This is a genomic window from candidate division WOR-3 bacterium (assembly GCA_026418155.1).
In the GTDB taxonomy this organism is placed as follows: domain Bacteria; phylum Hydrothermota; class Tepidihabitantia; order Tepidihabitantales; family CAIPLT01; genus JAOABV01.
In genome coordinates, this window is record JAOABV010000010.1 from 1 (window position 1) to 19,313 (window position 19,313).

The window sequence follows — 19,313 nt, forward strand, 5'->3', positions numbered from 1 at the left end:
GACAATAAGTCGGTCCTTTTATTATGAACAGATTGGGTTTACGAACAATTATTTATTTTCTAATCAAATGAATCGTATTTTTTTATACTTTGCGGTTAAAATTAATTACAGCCGTATCGTAAAATGTAGTTAAATTTTCAATTTTTCTCTGGCTTTATACCTTTCTATCAAAAATTTTTATCTTTATTAATCTATGACTTCTCTTAAGTTAGGAGATTTGAGTTTATGTTATGTATTTACTTATATTTTTACTTCTCAACATTCAGTTATCACTGCTCATCATTTCAGCATCAGCATCTTTCTTTGCATCTTATTGTCATCGGTTTTCAGAACATAGAAATAGATGCCTTGTCGAACTCTTTTATTATGATTATCAGTGCCATCCCAGTTTGCACTATATGTACCTGCTTCTTTTTGTTCTTTAACTAAATGTTTAATCAATGTTCCGGAAGCATCGTAAATAGAAATTAAGACATTGCTTTTTTGTGGTAGGGAGTATTGTATTGTTGTTTGGTTTATGAAGGGATTAGGAATTGCATTTAGCGTGAGGAGATTTTTTGTAGGCAAGAGCAGTTTTTCTTCTATACCGGCAGTTTGGACATATTTAATTGTTACACAGTCACCACTGCTTGTGCCAGTCACATAGACATAACCTTGGTTATCTACTTCTAAATCAGCAGCACCGTCACTGGCGTTATTCGGACTATTATATCTTATTACCCATTGTTGAACTCCATTAGAGTTATATTTAACTGTGGCATAATCGTGCGATGTGCCTCCACCATAACTTTTACCCGTGACATAGAGATTACCTGCGTTGTCGATTGCGATCGCAGTTGACTTATCTTCTCCATTGGCTGGTCCATTATATCGTTGTGCCCAAATTTGTGTGCCTGATGCATTATATTTGATGGTGACATAATCGTATACTCCTGCAACCGTGCTCGGACCGGTAACATAAACATTGCCTTGACTATCTACTGTAATATCTGTTCCATAATCATAACTATTATCTGCATTATATCTTTGAACCCACATTTGATTACCAGCGGCGTTGTATTTAATTGTCAAGATATCGCCAACAGTTCCGACACCTTCGCTTTCGCCCGTAATATAGACATTGCTTTGAGCATCAACTGCTATAGCATATGGTTCATCCCAATTATTTCCTGTGCCGTTATATCTTTGAACCCATTGCATTTGTCCTGTAGGATGATATTTAATTGTGACATAATCAGCGGTCGTGCCTATTCCTTCACTTCGGCCAGTCACATAGATATAGTTTGAATCATCAATTGCGATTGCTTTTGCAACATCAGCGCTATTTGCTGTCCCGTTGTATTTACGAACCCATTCAATGTTACCTGAAGGATTATATTTAATTATTAAATAGTCTCGGTTGTTGAGACTATCACTATAACCAACAACATATACATTATTCAAATCATCAACCATTATTGCATTGCCGCAATCTATACCATTACCAAAACCATTATATCTTTGCACCCATTGGATTGTTCCTGATGAATTATATTTAATAGTGGCACAATCATAACCAGTTGCATAACTAAAACTTATGCCTGTAACATAAATATTGCCCAAATTATCAATTGCTATTGCGCTTGCTCGGTCATTACCATTATCAGTGTGGTTATAAGTTTGTGCCCACTGTTCGACACCGTTAGCAGAATATTTGATTGTTATGTAATTAAACCCTTGATTGGAATTATAAGTATAGCCCGTGATATAAACATTTCCAGCGTCATCCACGACTAATGCTTCAGCACCGTCGTCATCATTAGTTATCCCGCTGTATCTTCTTACCCAAGCAGTGTCAATCTGTGAATATAGAAACGAGGGAATAAGTATATTTAAGGAAATACCAAACAACAAAATGATATAGAGTATGTGCAATATATTAAACTTATGACGAGTTAGCATCGGTTTAGTTGTTGTGTTATTTACTGACCAATTAGGGTGTTTAGGATTATCTGTTGAGATTTTGTTTCTGGTATGAGCATAGTTTATCATATTTATTTGTTTTTTCATAGGTGCTCCTTTCCGTGATTCATATTATGTTATTGGTTTAATACTTATTATAGCAATTAAATTTAGTTTTATTAGTTAGTTTTAATATTTTTAATTTTATAATTTTAGTATCTATTTAGACCCTGTCAAGATAATAAAGCAACTCTTTCGATTGTAAAGATATTTACTGTTTTCTTTAATGAAAATAAATAATTAGCAGATAGACTTTTAATTTTATAAATTTATTATTTTTTGAGTTATGTCTTAATGTTCTTATTGACTCTTGGCAAAATTTTTTGTAATGTAGGGTATGAAGATTAGACTGGCTGGTTATAATGTTGATTTGGACCATCTTAAAAAGTTAATTGGCGACCGAACCTTTGAGTTAACCCCGGAAACTTTTAGTGCCGCATATGCTCGGATAAGCCGAAGCCCTAAGCCTATTTCTGAATTAAGAAAAATTGCTCGGAAAGAAATTGCTAAAGCCCGGGAACAGAATCGCCGGGTTATTTTTGAGATGGGACATCATTCAGTAGCTGAACATGCAGTATTTAATTTTGATATTATGAATATTTCTCGTTTAGCGGTAGAATATTTGGAATCTCACCGGTTAATGTCCTATACTGAAGCGTCGCAAAGATATATTCGTTGGCATTCACAATTTATCGTTCCTGAGGAAATAAAAAAGACTAAATTCTTAAAACCATTTCTTAAGACAATAGAAACTCAGATTCAAGGATATGATGTTTTGAGTGAAAAACTTAAATCATTTGAAACTAAACTGACAAAGCCAATTGAGGATGCTCGTTATGTCACTTCATTAGCAATGACAACTCAGTTAGGTGCAACAATGAATGCGCGTAATTTGGAATTGGTTATTAGACGGTGTGCTGCTTCTAAGATTAATGAAGTGAGGATGTTAGGCAAAAAATTATTTGATTGTGCGGTTAAAATTGCGCCTTCAATTCTGCTTTTTTACCAAAAGACTAATTATGACAGCAAAACTTATGACGAACTGAAAAAGAGCTACCAGCAAATTGGAAAACTATCAAAGGCAAAATCGGAAACTAACTCAATTTGCCGGTTAGTTGACTACACAAAAGATGCTGATGAAAAATTGATTGCCGTATTGATTCATAAAACGAGCAATATGTCGTTTCCCTTAGCAATGAGACAAACATTAAGTCTTAACTCAAATCAAAAATTGGAGATTGTAAAAACCGCTTTTAAGTATGCAAATTTTTATGATGCGGCATTAAGAGAATTTGAGCATATTTATTTGACTTTTGAACTAATTTTATCTGCTTCCTGTTTTGCCCAACTCAAACGGCATCGGATGGCAACGATATCAACTCAAGATTACGATTTAAATTTAGGTGTTACGATACCCGAATCGATAAAATTGGCAAAACAACTTGACCTATTTAATAAAATTATTGAAAAGACCGAAAAGACTTATGAAAAAATTCATAAAGAATTGCCCCACATTGCGCCGTATATCTTAACTCAAGCCCATCGCCGACGAGTTTTGCTGACATTAAATATTCGAGAACTATATCATATTGCCCGCTTGCGTATGGACCAAACTGCCCAATGGGATATTAGAGAACTGTCAAGAAAAATGGTTGAACAAGCACAAAAAGTAATGCCGATTTCTTTAGCCTTTTGTTGTGCTAAAGACCAATATGATACATTTTATCAGAAATATTTTAAGGAGAGCCTATGTCAAGAAAAACAGCGATGAGATTTAGATATTATATTATATTTAGATTAAAAAACATTTTTAAGAAAAAGAGTTTTTACGAAGCAACGAAAATGAAATTATTGAGAGATATCTCGGTCTGGACAACTTTAGTTGTGCTCGGCATAAGCAGTTGCTCAAAAGTTATTGTGCCGCCGGCAATTGACCTTAAGCAACATCAAGCAATCGGGATTATTAAATTCAATTGTTCTGAGCCGGGTAATCTGGATGCGTTTGTCACTCAGAAATTCATTCAAGAGATTACTAAAGACCAAAAATCAATTGAGATTATTGAGTTAGGAACCCAAACCGATGTGCTAAATGCAGTTGGCCAATCTGCAATTGGTCCTGATGCGTATAAAGCGATGGGTATAAAATATAATGTAAAAAGTATAATTCTTGGCGATATTGAGATTTCCGATATTAAACCCGAAATTAGTATTGCGCCGGGATTTTCCTATGTTGAAGCCCAAGGTATTATCGAAGCCTCATTGATTGTTCGAATGGTTGAAACGAGTAATGGAGCAACAATTTGGTCTGGCACAACTCGTGATAAACGAGAAGTCGGTTCAATTGGTATCATTGGAGGTAAATTTATGTTTGATGCTGAAGACCCAGAACATTCTTATGGGTCCTTAGTTGATGCGCTGGTGAAAAGAGTGACTAAAGATTTTAAAAATACTTGGTATTGGAAGAGAAAATGCCTATAACTTAAAAATATCCAAAGACTTTAAGAATACTTGGTATTGGAAAAGACCTTGCCTATGATTTGAATACCTAACATTGGAAAAGAAATGCTCATAACTTAAAGAACCCAAAATTTTTGAGCGAGACCTAATAAGAAAAAGATATATATCCAATTTAAGTTTAATATACTGAATTGATTCCAAGGTAGCGTCAAGAATTTTGTGTAAATTCTTTTTTCTTCCATAACAAATCTTGACAATATGCTATTTAATAGTTATGCTATATATTAATATTTTTAATGAAAAATTAAAAGAGATGAGACTTCGTTATGACAAAGGCTCCAGAAGTGGATGCATATTGTAAAAATGAAACAAAGAATTTTTATCATAAGTAGCCTAATTCTTTTGGCGGTCTATTGGAACTGTGGCAATAAGGCGCCAAATAAACCCCAAAAGCCTGACGGACCGTCTTCCGTAATTCCTGGAGTGCCAGATACTTTTTCAACAGTAACTACTGACCCAGAAGGTGATAATGTTAAGTATCAATTTGGCTATAAACCTGAAGGTGGCACAGAATCTTATACTAACTGGAGCGATTTAGTTTCCAGTGGTACTGAATATAAGACTGCAATTACCTTAACGCAACCTGGTAAATATTATTTAAGATGCCAAGCCAAAGACCAAAAAGGGAAAATTTCCAAATGGTCGGATAATTATGAAGTCGCTTGCGGTTATGGAATTCAAAAATGGTTTTTTACCTGCTATGACCAACAATTAGAAGACTATGCCGAGTTCAATAGCACTCCCGCAATTGATGACCAAGGTAATATTTATCTTGGATGCTCAATGGGACATATTCACGCATTAAGACCAAATGGCACTGAACTCTGGCGGTATCCGGTTGATGGTGAAATTACTTCCTCAATAGCCTTGGCAGCTAATGGCACTATTTATGCTTGCACTCGAGAAGGAAAGATTTATGCATTATATTCTAATGGCACTTTAAAATGGCAAAGAAATGTTGGTAGTGAAATTGTCGCAAGTCCAGCAATTGGACAGAATAATGAAGTTTATGTATGTACTATAGATGAAGGACTATTTGCTATTGATGCTAATAACAATTTGAAATGGGTAAAAGATTATATCTTCGGTTTATCCTCAGTGGCAGTTGACCGAGCCCATAATCTCTATGTCGGAAGTTATGAAGGTTTTCTTTTCTCACTTGATAGTTTTGGTGATATGCGCTGGAACGAACCTTTTGATGCTGGTGATGAAATAATCTCTTCGCCGGCAATTACTCCCACGGGTAAAATCTGTTTTGGCACACAAGCCGTAGATAGTAATTTTATTATATTGAATCCTGATGGTACTGTCTTCAAAAAAGTCAGTTTACAAGGCTCGATCTCGGCTTCTCCAGTAATTGGAAGTGATGGCTCAATTTATATTGCCACGGAAGAAGGTGTTTTGTATCGACTTAATGCTAATGGAAATGTTGTTTGGAACATTCAGACCAACGGAAGTTTTGCTTCAAGTCCAGCAGTTGTTAAATATCCGCAACATTCTGAGGATGTTATCTATTTCCGAGTCTCTTGGGCAATGAAGGGTAAAAAATCATCTCATAAAACCTTTCAAGATGAATTAGATACTCTGTTCTACATAAAGTCAGATCGAACAAGACTGGGCACAGCAGTTATTCCGCCTATTCAATATGCGAGTGCTGAACTTATTTCTTCACCCATGGTGGGTTCCGATGGCACAATTTATATTGGTGGTGGATATTATGAACCTGATGAACCCGCAACACCTTACGGCGGAGTCTATGCATTTTCTGGTCGAGGCGTAGTGGCAAATTCCTGTTGGCCATTATTTAGACAAAATAGAAAAAATTCTGGCAGGATTGAATAAAAATGAGAATTTTAATATTAGTACCACATTTTAACCACAAAATACTAACCGGGCTGAAGGAAACGAAAGGACTATTATTAGTGCACGATTTTGACCAAATGAAACCCATCAAAATACCAATGGTTAGAAATTATTCTACAAGAATAGAATGAGCATCAAAATGAAAATACCAGTTCCAGTTCCCGACTTTCCTGCAATCGAAAAAGAAATCTTAAAGTTTTGGGAAGAAAAAAAGATTTTTGAGAAACTACGAACTAAAAATAAAGGCAATAAAAAATTCTCTTTCTTAGATGGTCCAATCACAGCGAATAATCCAATGGGCGTGCATCATGCTTGGGGCCGAACCTATAAAGACCTGTTCCAACGCTATAAAGCAATGCTCGGCTATGACCAAAGATACCAAAACGGATTCGATTGTCAGGGCCTATGGGTTGAAGTTGAAGTGGAACGAGAATTAGGCTTCAATTCCAAGCGCGATATTGAAAACTACGGCATTGCTAATTTTGTTAATAAATGTAAAGAACGAGTGCTGAAATATTCTAAAATCCAAACCCAACAATCAATCCGACTTGGTCAATGGATGGATTGGGATAATTCTTATTATACGATGTCAGATGAAAATAATTATACCATCTGGTATTTCTTAAAAGAATGTCATAAACACAATTGGATTTATAAGGGTCATGATGTTATGCCTTGGTGTCCAAGATGCGGCACTGCGCTCTCAGAACACGAAATTGTAACTGAAGGTTATAAAGAACTCACTCATCCGGCAATCTATCTTAAATTTCCGATAAAAGGTAAAGACAGAGAATATTTATTAGTCTGGACGACAACACCTTGGACCTTATCATCTAATGTCGCTTGTGCAGTACATCCTGATTTATATTATGTCAAAGTTAAAGCAGATACCGATATTTATTATCTCATAAAATCTCGCATCGAAGTGATTAATGGGAAATATCAAATACTGGATGAATTCCTTGGCAAAGAACTTTTAGAAATGGAATATATCGGTCCGTATGATGAATTACCTGCGCAAAAAGATGTTGTGCATAAAGTTATTCCTTGGGATGAAGTCTCAGGAACCGAGGGCACAGGTATTGTCCATATTGCCCCAGGTTGTGGAAAAGAAGATTTTGAACTGGGTAAAGAGTTTAATCTACCTGCCATCGCACCATTAACTGAAGATGGCTATTTTCTTAATAACTTTGGTTTTTTAACCGGGAAAAATGTCAAAGATAGTGCTCAATTAATCTTTGACGATTTACAGAAAAAAGGTATGGTCTATAAGATTGAAGACTATACGCACCGTTATCCCGTATGTTGGCGCTGTGACTCGGAAGTAATCTTCCGATTAGTTGATGAATGGTTTATATCAATGGACGAATTGCGCTATAAGATTATGGATTCTGCTCGACAGGTGCGATGGATACCAGAGTTTGGATTAGAACGAGAATTGGACTGGCTGAGAAATATGCAAGACTGGTGTATCTCCAAAAAACGCTACTGGGGATTAGCATTGCCGATTTACGATTGCCAATGTGGTAAATTTGAAGTCATTGGTGGTAAAGAAGAATTAAAAGAGAGAGCAGTGCGTGGTTGGGAGAAATTTGAAGGCAATTCGCCCCATCGACCTTGGATTGATGAAGTGAAAATCAGATGCAACTACTGTGGCCAAGAAATCTCCCGAATCCTTGATGTCGGTAACCCCTGGCTTGATGCCGGCATAGTACCTTTTTCCACGCTACATTATCTTACTGACCGAAAATACTGGGAGCAATGGTTTCCGGCAGATTTTATCACTGAGTGTTTTCCCGGTCAATTCCGCAACTGGTTTTATGCAATATTAGCAATGAGTACCGTCTTAGAAAACCGCGCACCTTTTAAGACCCTATTAGGACATGCCTTAGTAAAAGATGAGTATGGCGAAGAAATGCATAAAAGTAAAGGCAATGTTATCTGGTTTGATGAAGCTGCGGAGAAGATGGGCGCAGATATAATGCGTTGGATCTTCACAAACCATAACCCTCAGGAAAATCTTCACTTCGGTTATCAGGCGGCATATGAAACAAAAAGAAAACTTTTAACCCTATGGAATATTTATAGTTTTTTTGTCAACTACGCACGCATCGACCAACCAAAACTACGACTATTATCAGAACATAAAGATACTGATACATTTGCTGGTCTCCCCTTAACGGTTTTGGACCAATGGATACTATCACGGCTCAACTATGTAGTGCAAAAAGTACGAGAACACCTCGACGATTTCGACCCAGCCCCAGTGCCTAAAATAATTGATGAATTTATTGATGATTTGTCGAGCTGGTATGTGCGCCGCAACCGTCGTCGGTTCTGGAAACCGGGTAAAGACGATGACAAACTTGCCGCCTATCAAACGTTATATGAATGTCTGGTTACATTGATAAAACTAATAGCACCAATAATGCCATTTTTATCTGAAACTATATATCAAAACATCGTTCGTTCCATAGACCCCCAAGCACCAGAAAGTGTCCACCTCAATTCCTTTCCCGAACCTAAATTAACATTTTATAACCCCCAACTAGAGAGAGAAATGGCATTAGTTCGCGAATTGATCTCATTGGGGCTTTCTGCGCGCAAAGCAGGTGCATTAAAAGTTCGACAACCATTACCAACAATCGCCATCATTGGACTTAATTCCGAAGAAAAGGAAAGTCTTAAAAAGTATTTTTGGCTCATTCAGGATGAATTGAATATAAAAAGCATTGAGATTTTTGAAAGCGAAGAAACCTTCAACCTCCTGCGGGATAATAAAAACTACCTTTTTAGTTCTAAAAGCGAAATCGAGCAAACACCCAAGTCAAAATATAAAGTTGCGATTAATAAAGAACTCACTCAAGAGTTAATCGAAGAAGGGCTGGCACGCGAATTAGTTCATAAAATACAGAATCTAAGGAAAACAGCCGGCTTTGATATCATTGACCGAATTGAATTCTATTATTCTGCAACAGAAAAACTTGGTGCAGCAATAAAAACATTTGAGGATTATATTTGCCAAGAAGTTTTAGCCGTCACAATCCAACCGATTAAAAGCGACCTCGCTAATAAAGAAGATTTTGAAATTGCTGGCGAAACCTTAAAAGTAAACCAAGAAACTGTGACCGTTTACTTAAAGAGAGTTCCGCGATGATTAAAAATCGTAAAGAATTACTTGAATTCGAGAAGAAACTAATTAAACTCAAAGAAGCGCTCTTAAAACAACGAGACTTTACGCGAGAGATACTGTTAAAACCACAAGGAGAATCTGCCGGCGAATCGTCAAGTTATCGGACTCATGTCGGAGATATTGGAAGCGAAGCTTATCAACGAGAAATAATTTCACAGGTGACGACATATGAAACAAAGATACTGATGGAAATAGATCTTGCCCTAAAAAAAATTCGGGAACGAAAATACGGAGATTGCGAGCGCTGCAACAAACCAATTTCTAAAACCCGGCTCAAAGCACTACCCTATACCCGGACTTGCATTAAATGCCAGAAAGAACTCTCAAATCGTTAAGCAAAATAACTAAAAATTCAATATATTATATTTTATAGAATATATTATATTTTTATAGAGTGATATAATATAAATTGTTCTTAAATCTTTTAATTGCGAAAAGTGTACTATAAATTTATTACAAATTATAAATATACTAATATCAATCAGTTTTTATAGTTTTTAATATCACTTAACTCATTTTAAATGAATGTGTTAATCGAAATTGAATATGATGGGACAGAATATGCAGGATGGCAATATCAACCGCATAGACGAACAATCCAAGGTGAAATTGAAAAAGCGCTATATAAAATCCTACGGAAAAAGATCCGGATTATCGGTGCCGGGCGTACTGATGCCGGTGTTTCTGCGTTAGGTCAAATTGCTAATTTTCATCTCGACGAAAACTGGTTTTCTCAAAAAGATAATAAATCATTACTAAATCTCCAAAAAGGGTTGAATGCAATATTGCCAGATGATATTTTTATTAAAAGCATTAGGATAGTGGCAGACAATTTTAATGCCCGTTATTCGGCAAAAAGTAAGATTTATCAATATCGCCTTATTACTACTAATTCGCCTTTACGAAAAAGATTTGCCTGGTTCATACCATATGAATTAGATTTGAATAAAATGAAATACGCTGCAAATTTATTCCTCCATCAATTTAATTTTAGTAAATTTTGTCACTTGAAAAATAAAGACGCCATAGTCAGGATTAAATCCCTGAAAATTATGATGTCTTCCAATCCCATTTTCAAAAACCAAAGGCAAGATGAAATTATCATTCGAATTGAAGCCGACCGTTTTTTATATAAAATGGTTCGAAGAATCGTTGGCGCTTTAGTTGATTTTGCACGGGGAAAAATAAACGAATGCGATATTTTGAATAGTTTTTGTGGTGAGAAACATCGACCTATAGTTTGCGCTCCTGCCAATGGATTATTATTATTAAAAGTTAAATACTAAAGAATTTAATTTTAGTGGTAATTTAAAATTAATGAAGTTAGTTTAAGTAGGAAACTCCGAATGGAATCTTATCAGCGATATTTAATTCCCGAAGTTCTCGCTAAACTTAAAAGAATTGATTTAAAAGCTCGACTGGTAGTTGAAGGATTTCTCACAGGGTTGCATCGTAGTCCCTACAAAGGATTCTCTTGTGAGTTTGCGGAATATCGGCCTTATATGCCAGGTGACGAACTTAAACGCATTGATTGGAAAATATATGCTAAAACTGACCGTTTTTTCGTTAAAGAGTATGAAGAAGAAACTAATCTTAAAGGTTATCTTTTGTTAGATGCATCTGGTTCGATGAGTTATACTTCAGGTAAAATTTCTAAATTAGAATATGCTGAATATTTAGCCGCCAGTTTGGGGTATTTGCTAATTAAACAACGGGATAGTGTCGGCTTAGCAGTTTTTACTGCTCAATTGGATAAATATATTCCACCGCGAAGTGCCCCAGCCCATCTTTCTTCTTTACTCAAAGCAATTGAACAAGTTAAACCCGGAGGGGATACTAACTTGGCAAACACTTTTCATCAGCTTGCCGAGAAGATACATCGTCGCGGTCTCGTAATTATTTTTTCTGATTTGTTTGATGATAAAGAAAAAGTGCTCTCGGCATTACACCATTTTCGCCATAAGAAACACGAGGTTCTGGTGTTCCATATTTTAGATAAGAATGAAATCGACTTTAAGTTTTTTAAACCCTTAATCTTGAAAGACCTTGAAACTAATAAAGAAATGACATTAGACCCAAGAGTGATTCGAAAGGATTATCAAAAGGCACTTAATGAATTTATACTCGATTTTAAGCGCCGGTGCCGGGAATACCTGATTGATTATCATCTGATTACTACGGATACTTCTTTAGATAAAGCGCTTTTTGATTATTTAGAAAAACGTAAGCGTTTAGGATGAAAAGAAATTTACTAATGCATCATATCACCACGATTGTCTTCTTATTAGGGCAGCAAGGGTATACTGATTTATGGGCTTTTTAGCTCCATCTTGGCTTTGGCTTTTGGGTTTAGCCGGTATTCCCATATTAATTCATTTGTTACATCGTATTCGTTTGCCAAGAATTCCATTCTCGTCTTTGTTTTTTTTAAGTAGCTCTAAAAAGGAAAAGTTCTCTTGGTTACATTTGAAAGAGATCCTGCTTTTGATTTTCCGTACGGCTTTTGTCTTCTTTTTGTTGTTATCTTTAGCCCGACCGTATTTCAAAAAACATCTTTTTATTAACTTTAACCGGAGCGGCAAATATGATGCCAGTAGAGTTATTATTCTTGATGATTCTTATAGTATGGCTTATGGTGATAATTTTTCTCGAGCAAAAGAGCAAGTTGGTAAACTGCTTCGAGATTTAAGTCGTTCTTCTGAAGTGGCAATTATCACATCCTCAGGAAAATTTATTTCCGATTTTGTTACTCAAAAGGCGTTATTACCAAAGATGCTGGACACGCTTTCGGTCTCGTATTTTGCCAAGTCAATGGAGGAAGCGTTACATAAATCTTTTGATATGTTACAAAAAGCATCGTTTACGCAAAAAGAGATTTTTATTGTTACTGATTTGCAAAAAAGCGCTATCGAACCAATTCTGCCATTGCTCGCTTCTAAGGATTTGTCGCAAATTAAATTTTGGATGATTGATGTCGGTTCGAAAAATCCTGATAATATTGGTATAAAAGAAATTTTTTTGCAGCCAAGTTTTCCTACACCTGATTTGCCATTTCAAGTAAATGTTAAACTTAAAAATTATACTGCAAAAAATAAAGAAGCAGTTTTGCAATGTAATATTAAATTTATTAACTCTAATCTGTCTTTCTCAAATTCCAAAGTATCTGTGCAAAATGCCGTATTGAAAAATGATGTGGTTGAGAGTCAAATTTTACAATCTGCTGTTTTCTTAAAACCAAATGAAGAGAAAGTGATTACTTTTAATACTGAAATTAAAAAACCTGGACATTATCTAATTCAAGCATCGATTAGTGATGATTCTTTATTCGTAGATAATCAATATTATTGGACTTTAAATATTCCTCAAACAACACCAATTCTTTTACTCTATGAGCATCGTCCTGATATTCAATACATTGAGAAAGCACTAGCTCAAAGTTATTTTGAAATTACTGCTTTGGAAGCAAAATTGTTAAGACAACATAATCTGAATAAATATCGGGCGATTGGAATCTTCGCACCTAGCCAATTGAATTATGCTGATTGGGAACGGTTGGCATATTTTGTTCAACAAGGTAAAGGTTGTTTCGTTGTCCTAAATAAAGAGATTAAAGAGACTCGATGGCATAAGATATTAAATCTGCAATTAGATCTAACGGGCTATAATGTAACTTTAGATACACGATTTGGTTTTGTGACGATTGACAAGATAAATTATTCGCATCCGATTATGGAAATATTTCGAGATATTGATTTGAGTTCGGCAAAGTTTTTTAATTACTGGAAACTCAGTGATGTTTCGGATACATCCGTATCGGATAAATCCGTATCGGATAAATCCAATTTAAGTTTAAGACAAAAACAGACTCTGGCTTATTTCTCATCCGGAAATCCATTTTTATTAGAAGACCCTAATCAAAGGATTATCATTGCGCTATCAAGTTTTGATATTCGCACAACTGATTTTATGTTCAAACCAATCTTTCTGCCAATGTTACATCGAATTTTTAGTTATTTGGCGCTTTCCGATTTACCCACAAAATATCAAGTTGGTGATGTCATTAAATTACGGCTTTTATCGTCCCATCCGATGTCGAATGTTAAAATTAAGACACCAACGAGCGAAATATATCAAGTAATAAATCAATCCCCAGAAAATAAAATAATGTCTAAGCCCATGCCGAATGTCAAAACTAAAAATCTGCCCAACGAAATGGACGAATTTATAATTCAGACCTCAAACCTCAAAACTCAAAACCTACTTGAGTTTACTAATACCTCGGTCCCAGGATTTTACCAGATTCAAGACCAATTTTTTTGTGTTAACGTTAATCCCGAAGAAAGCAATCTCTTAAAAATTCCTGAAGGACAACTTAAACAGTATGGAATATCGGTAATCAAAGATGTTGAAGGTTCGTTTATTGATTTTAGCCGAGCCTCAATATATTTATCATTTATGTTTCTTATTTTGGAATTGGTGGTTTTATGTATTTAGCAGAAACAACTGGTCATATCTTCAGCATATATTTGACACTAATCTTCATCCTTTGCGCTTTGTTTATATCGGAAATTGTCTTTTATGTATTGAGTATCGAAATTGGTAATTTTATATCTTTAGAGACCGACTTAATACAAAATACAAAGACTATGCCTGTAATAATCAAAATTATCGGCAGTTATCATTCGGTATTGTATTATTGACAAGGAATAAAAGCATCTATCGTGGCGGTTATAAGCGATGCCCATAATCCTGTTTCGCATGCAGTGTCATCTTTTCAGATTGTGCTTCAAATTAATGTTGACAACAGATAAAAGAATCTATTATTATTGATTATGAGTTTTACAATACGGATTTTGCGACATCTAACACTTAGTCTGCTACTGATTTCTTGTGCTTATTATAATACTTTTCATAATGCCAAAAAATTTTATAAAGAGGCAGTTGTTTTACAACAGAAAGGTTCTGCTCAAGCCAAAGCTAATTTTGAAAAAGCCATTGAAAAATCGGCATTAGTAATTAGTCGTCATCCCCGCTCAAGATATGTCAGCCAAGCGTTGTTTCTTATCGGTATGTCGTATTATCATTTGGCTGAATATCCGAAAGCAATTGCCAAATTCGAAAACTTGATAAATGTCTTTCCCAATTCTAAATTCGTTAACCAAGCAAATTTATATTGGGCATTGGCGTTATTAGAAAATAAAGATTATAACTTAGCATTAGAAAAACTAACCCGACTAAAATCTGATAAAGGTATACAGTTCTTGAATCGAGAAGAACAAGCATTAGTTACCTATAAACTGGCTGAACTTTATTATCGCAAAGGCGACTATTTTTTGGCCAGCCAAGAGTTAGAAAATTTTCGGCTGCGTTATAAAAAATCAAAATATTACAAAGACGCGCTATTACTCCTTGGCAATTTATATCGCGAACAGAAAAATTTTGATGAAGCAATCGCCGCTTATAAAACCTATATAAAATTATTTAGCGAGAGTCACAAATCGGAAAGAATTTTAGGTATTATTGGATTAGCTGAGTGTTTAATGCTCACTGAGCGTTTAGAAGAAGGACAAAAAATCTTAAACGAAATTCTCAATTACGAACTGGATAGTAAAAATTATTTGGCATTAGGTAAATTTTTTCTTAAAATTAATCAATCCGCTCAAGCCCGACAATATTTACGCAAAGTAAAAGGAATCGATGCCCCCCAAGCCTATTTTCTTATAGCCTCAAGTTTCGAAACTGAAGGTATCTTCGACTCGGCAAAAATTTATTATGATAGTCTTCTCATAAAGAAAACAAGTTCAGAATACACGAAATATGCTGAAATTCGACTTGCGGTATTAAATCCTTTATTCACCATTACAAAAAGTGATTCTCAAGTTAAGTCCGATGTGGCTAGATTCGATTCGGTCAGAGCAAAGGCCGAGAGTTTGTCAAACAAATACCAAAACGATTCAATTGTTGAATTAATTGATACTGTTGAAAATAAAAAGACAGGTCCCGCAATCGATTCCGCACAAATCTACTATCTGTTGGCTGAAGTCTATAATCTCAACCTCAATCAATTTGTACGCGCAATAAATGAATACGAAAAAGTGTATCAAAAATTTCCTACGAGTCCATATGCACCCAAAGCACTATTAGCCATTGCCTGGATATATAAAAATAAACTAAATGCCGAATCAGACACGAGTCAATTCTTTACAGCATACCATCAAATATTAAATCAGATTATTCGTCAATATCCAGAAACTGATTATGCAAAAAAAGCATCGGAAATGCTGAAAACATTAAGCCCTAAAAAGTAATAATAATCTTTAAAGTAAAGACCAAAGAGTAATACCAATTGAAACTACCATATGCTTAGAGAACAAACTAAAATTATTCAGCATCAACAATTGGCTCCTGAAATCTATTCTTTATGGCTTTTAGCACCAAAGATTGCTCAACGCACGAAACTCGGTCAGTTTGTCCAATTACAAATATCTGCAACCATCGAGCCATTTTTGCCAAGACCTTTCTCAATTGCCGATGTGAAAGATAACAAAATTAGAATCATTTATCGACTAAGAGGTAAAGGCACTAATATACTGAAACAGAAAACTACCGGTGACTATCTGTGGTTATTCGGACCACTAGGAAAACCCTTGTCGGGAGAACGAATTGTAAACCCAAAATGTCAAACAATAATTATATGTGCTGGCGGAATTGGTATCGCACCATTATTATATGTGGCAAAATCTCTAAAAGATAAATATTTGCTCTCTCTATTTTATGGCGCAAAATCAAAAAGCGAACTCATTCTTTTAGATGAATTTAAATCATTATGCGCCGAAATTTTCTTAGCCACTGAAGATGGTTCAGAAGGCAAAAAAGGATTAGTCACTGACTTATTAGACCTAACTCGACTTTCAGCAACTACAATGTTTACTTGTGGACCAATCCCGATGCTAAAAAAAATTCAGCAATTCTTATTAGAAAATCCCTTGTTGGAAATCTACGGCTTTATTGAAAATATGATGGGATGTGGATGTGGTCTCTGCTTTACTTGCGCTATAAAGAAGAAGACGGAAATGGAAAGTTATTTTCATTTGTGTACTGATGGTCCAGTTTTCAATTTAGCAACAATCGAACTATGAAGAATAGAATTTCTGGTTTTTGATTTAGCGACAAATGAATTATGAAGACAGATATTTCAATTTTCACTTTAGCAGCAATCGAATTATGAAAAATATTCGATGGAAATGCACTAATGTTAAGGTCGGGAACCTTACATTTAAGAATCCGCTAATTTTGGCATCAGGTACTTTCGGATGGGGCGATAAGTTTATTGAAGTTGCAAATAAGATGGGAGGAATTGTCACTAAAGGTTTGACTGTCAAACCGCGCCAAGGTAATCCACCTCCTCGTATATATGAAACTTCAGCCGGGATTCTTAATTCAGTTGGTTTAGAAAACCCTGGCGTAGAAAAGTTTTGTAAAGAAATATTACCGCGACTAAAACCTTTAAAAACAAATTTAATCGTCAATATTGCCGGTAATTCAGTTCAAGAATATAAGACATTAGCCGAGGAATTATACCAAGACTTAATTGCTGGTATAGAAATAAATCTTTCTTGTCCGAATATTGAAACTAAAAAATTAATCGGACAAAACCCGAAAATGACCTATAAGGTCGTTAAGACAGTTAGGGATGTTTCTAAAAAGTTTCTTATTACAAAATTAACCGCTAATTTTATCGACCCATTACTGACCGCACAAGCAGCGGTTGAAGCAGGAACTGATGCTGTCTGTCTCATCAACACATTGTATGGCATCGCATTTGATTATAAGACTGGTAAACCGATTTTAGGTGGTATCAGCGGCGGACTTTCCGGTCCAGCAATTAAACCTTTTGCTTTGTATTGCGTTTGGCATGTCAGCCAAAAATTAAAAGTTCCAATTATTGGCTGTGGTGGTATTACCACCGGAAAAGATGTTTTGGAATATTTGTCAGCAGGTAGTGTTTTAGTTGAAATAGGTTCCGCTAATCTACGCAACCCTTATGTCGGACTTGAAATATTAAAGGAAATTGATATAATGAGCCCATACAAGAGTTGAGATAATATATGACTAAATTGATTTTAGCCGTTCAGGCGGACACAACACAAAAAGCAAAGAAAATTTTTTCTGCAACTGAGGGCTGGATTGACATATATAAAATTGGTATTGATTTATATACCTATGCAGGTTCCCGATTAATTGACTATCTTTTGCACCGAGATGCCAAAGTGTTTTTAGACTTAAAATTCTGCGATATTCCTTCTATTGTCGCCGCTGCCGCTGAAGTTTGTGTTCGATTAGGGGTTTCGATGTTTACCATCCATACAATGGGTGGCGAAGTGATGATGAAACAAACAGTTGACCATCTCAAAGAATATTGTGCCAAAAAACGCATAAAACAACCACCCTTAGTTATCGGCGTAACTGTCCTTACTAGCATTTCCGAAAGAGAATTCAAAAATGTTTGGGGAACTAAATCAAAAGCTGGCATTCTTGGTCAAGTGTTAAAATTATCCGGCTTGGCTAAAAAATGCGGTTTAGATGGTGTGGTTTGTGCAAGTAAAGAAATCGAAGCAATTAAAAAAGAGTGCGGTAAAGACTTTATTACGGTTGTGCCCGGTATAAGAGTCCCACCTTCTATGTTGAGTGAAGAAGAACGAGAAAATGAAATGCAAAATATAACCAATGATGACCAATCTCGCATTGCAACTCCGGCTGAAGCCGCAAAATTAGGTGCAGACTATATTGTTATCGGACGACCAATAATTCGGGCAATAGATAAAGTTAGTCTAATTGAAAAAATTTTACAAGACTTAAAAATCTATTCCTCTAAATGAGAAAATGCACATTCCGATTTCATTATTCTATTCGTATTTTATGAGGTTTTTTGAGGAACAACTATAATTTAAAACTTTGCTCAGCCTAATGAAAAATAAATCTCGAATTCATATTCAGTCGATATTTTTGAAAATTCAATCAATGCTAAATAATAATATAAATTGATAATTTCGAATTTCGACTAATACTAATAGATGTTAATTGAATCAATTTTAAAAGAGAAAGGCGTAATTCGCTCTGGACATTTTTTGCTTTCTTCAGGCCTCCATAGTGCTATTTATTTTGAAAAATTTCGTATTTTAGAAAACCCTGATTTGGTAATAATGTTCTGCAAGATGATTGTTGACTATTTCCGAAAGCATAACATCTCGATTGTCTGTGGACCGACAACAGGAGGCGTAATAATTGCTTATGAGGCTGCCCGGCAATTAAATGTCAAATGCATCTTTGCTGAAACTGCGCCTTCGCCCCAGAAAGGGAGGGTGATAAGGCGAGGTTTTACTATTCATCCAGAAGACCGAGTTTTAATTGTGGATGATATCCTAACGACAGGTAGTTCAATCAATGATACCCTGTCGGCTTTAGATACCTATTCGGCAACTATTATCGGCATCGGTGTTTTTATTGACCGCAAAACTAATCCTGTTACATTTTATCAAGATAACAAAATTTTAGAATTATATGCTTGCTATCAAATTCCTGTGGAAAACTATCCTCCAGAATCTTGTCCTTTATGTAAGATGAATATTCCTATTGAAAAACCCGGCAGTAAGATGATATAAAAATATGGTAAGGTCTAAGACAAGACATCCACTCCAAGGACCTAATTTTATTTTTACTTTATCCAAATGTTGACTTT

Annotated in this window: 14 protein-coding genes; 13 read left to right on the forward strand and 1 reads right to left on the reverse strand. The window is 35.3% G+C overall.

What is annotated here, in order from left to right; genetic code table 11:
• Positions 1-279: 279 nt before the first annotated feature.
• Positions 280-2,049, reverse strand: a complete 1,770-nt coding sequence (locus tag N2201_02405; protein ID MCX7785070.1) for an SBBP repeat-containing protein — start codon at positions 2,047-2,049, stop codon at positions 280-282.
• A gap of 289 nt (positions 2,050-2,338) precedes the next feature.
• Here N2201_02405 and N2201_02410 point away from each other — a divergent pair, with 289 nt between their 5' ends.
• The 13 genes from N2201_02410 (at position 2,339) to N2201_02470 (ending at position 19,236) form a co-directional block, all read left to right on the forward strand.
• A complete protein-coding gene (locus tag N2201_02410; GenBank protein MCX7785071.1) occupies positions 2,339-3,772 on the forward strand; it encodes an FAD-dependent thymidylate synthase in 1,434 nt (477 codons plus the stop codon).
• Entirely contained in the window at positions 3,751-4,479 is a 729-nt protein-coding gene (locus tag N2201_02415; GenBank protein MCX7785072.1) for a hypothetical protein, read from the forward strand. The genes N2201_02410 and N2201_02415 overlap by 22 nt, the downstream gene beginning before the upstream one ends.
• Positions 4,480-4,821: 342 nt before the next feature.
• A complete protein-coding gene (locus N2201_02420) occupies positions 4,822-6,360 on the forward strand; it encodes a PQQ-binding-like beta-propeller repeat protein (protein ID MCX7785073.1) in 1,539 nt (512 codons plus the stop codon).
• Between the two features lie 160 nt (positions 6,361-6,520).
• Complete coding sequence (ileS, locus tag N2201_02425; protein ID MCX7785074.1) at positions 6,521-9,538, forward strand: isoleucine--tRNA ligase; 3,018 nt, start codon at positions 6,521-6,523, stop codon at positions 9,536-9,538.
• Entirely contained in the window at positions 9,535-9,909 is a 375-nt protein-coding gene (locus N2201_02430; protein MCX7785075.1) for a TraR/DksA family transcriptional regulator, read from the forward strand. Before ileS ends, N2201_02430 begins: the two co-directional genes overlap by 4 nt.
• A 186-nt stretch (positions 9,910-10,095) precedes the next feature.
• On the forward strand, positions 10,096-10,860 hold the full coding sequence (truA, locus tag N2201_02435) for a tRNA pseudouridine(38-40) synthase TruA (protein ID MCX7785076.1): 765 nt from the start codon (positions 10,096-10,098) through the stop codon (positions 10,858-10,860).
• A gap of 60 nt (positions 10,861-10,920) precedes the next feature.
• On the forward strand, positions 10,921-11,814 hold the full coding sequence (locus tag N2201_02440) for a DUF58 domain-containing protein (GenBank protein ID MCX7785077.1): 894 nt from the start codon (positions 10,921-10,923) through the stop codon (positions 11,812-11,814).
• A 70-nt stretch (positions 11,815-11,884) separates the two neighbouring features.
• Positions 11,885-14,068: a BatA and WFA domain-containing protein gene (locus N2201_02445; protein MCX7785078.1), complete on the forward strand. Its 2,184-nt coding sequence runs from the start codon at positions 11,885-11,887 to the stop codon at positions 14,066-14,068.
• A gap of 338 nt (positions 14,069-14,406) precedes the next feature.
• Positions 14,407-15,882: a tetratricopeptide repeat protein gene (locus tag N2201_02450; protein ID MCX7785079.1), complete on the forward strand. Its 1,476-nt coding sequence runs from the start codon at positions 14,407-14,409 to the stop codon at positions 15,880-15,882.
• Positions 15,883-15,933: 51 nt separating this feature from the next.
• Positions 15,934-16,713 carry a dihydroorotate dehydrogenase electron transfer subunit gene (locus N2201_02455; protein MCX7785080.1) on the forward strand — a complete coding sequence of 260 codons (780 nt, stop codon included), beginning with the start codon at positions 15,934-15,936 and terminating at the stop codon, positions 16,711-16,713.
• A gap of 85 nt (positions 16,714-16,798) precedes the next feature.
• Positions 16,799-17,674, forward strand: a complete 876-nt coding sequence (locus tag N2201_02460) for a dihydroorotate dehydrogenase (protein MCX7785081.1) — start codon at positions 16,799-16,801, stop codon at positions 17,672-17,674.
• An 8-nt stretch (positions 17,675-17,682) separates the two neighbouring features.
• Complete coding sequence (gene pyrF, locus N2201_02465; GenBank protein ID MCX7785082.1) at positions 17,683-18,453, forward strand: orotidine-5'-phosphate decarboxylase; 771 nt, start codon at positions 17,683-17,685, stop codon at positions 18,451-18,453.
• 195 nt (positions 18,454-18,648) lie between these two features.
• Positions 18,649-19,236, forward strand: coding sequence for a phosphoribosyltransferase family protein (locus tag N2201_02470; GenBank protein ID MCX7785083.1), 588 nt, complete (start codon positions 18,649-18,651; stop codon positions 19,234-19,236).
• Positions 19,237-19,313: the final 77 nt, after the last annotated feature.

What these genes read in the sequence shown, in the direction of transcription:
- pyrF (MCX7785082.1), top strand. Translation starts at nt 17,683, where the DNA reads ATGACTAAATTGATTTTAGCCGTTCAGGCGGACACAACACAAAAAGCA.
- N2201_02460 (MCX7785081.1), top strand. Translation starts at nt 16,799, where the DNA reads ATGAAAAATATTCGATGGAAATGCACTAATGTTAAGGTCGGGAACCTT.
- N2201_02455 (MCX7785080.1), top strand. Translation starts at nt 15,934, where the DNA reads ATGCTTAGAGAACAAACTAAAATTATTCAGCATCAACAATTGGCTCCT.
- N2201_02450 (MCX7785079.1), top strand. Translation starts at nt 14,407, where the DNA reads ATGAGTTTTACAATACGGATTTTGCGACATCTAACACTTAGTCTGCTA.
- N2201_02410 (MCX7785071.1), top strand. Translation starts at nt 2,339, where the DNA reads ATGAAGATTAGACTGGCTGGTTATAATGTTGATTTGGACCATCTTAAA.
- N2201_02445 (MCX7785078.1), top strand. Translation starts at nt 11,885, where the DNA reads ATGGGCTTTTTAGCTCCATCTTGGCTTTGGCTTTTGGGTTTAGCCGGT.
- N2201_02420 (MCX7785073.1), top strand. Translation starts at nt 4,822, where the DNA reads ATGAAACAAAGAATTTTTATCATAAGTAGCCTAATTCTTTTGGCGGTC.
- N2201_02440 (MCX7785077.1), top strand. Translation starts at nt 10,921, where the DNA reads ATGGAATCTTATCAGCGATATTTAATTCCCGAAGTTCTCGCTAAACTT.
- truA (MCX7785076.1), top strand. Translation starts at nt 10,096, where the DNA reads ATGAATGTGTTAATCGAAATTGAATATGATGGGACAGAATATGCAGGA.
- N2201_02405 (MCX7785070.1), bottom strand. Translation starts at nt 2,049, where the DNA reads ATGAAAAAACAAATAAATATGATAAACTATGCTCATACCAGAAACAAA.
- N2201_02470 (MCX7785083.1), top strand. Translation starts at nt 18,649, where the DNA reads ATGTTAATTGAATCAATTTTAAAAGAGAAAGGCGTAATTCGCTCTGGA.
- N2201_02415 (MCX7785072.1), top strand. Translation starts at nt 3,751, where the DNA reads ATGTCAAGAAAAACAGCGATGAGATTTAGATATTATATTATATTTAGA.
- N2201_02430 (MCX7785075.1), top strand. Translation starts at nt 9,535, where the DNA reads ATGATTAAAAATCGTAAAGAATTACTTGAATTCGAGAAGAAACTAATT.
- ileS (MCX7785074.1), top strand. Translation starts at nt 6,521, where the DNA reads ATGAAAATACCAGTTCCAGTTCCCGACTTTCCTGCAATCGAAAAAGAA.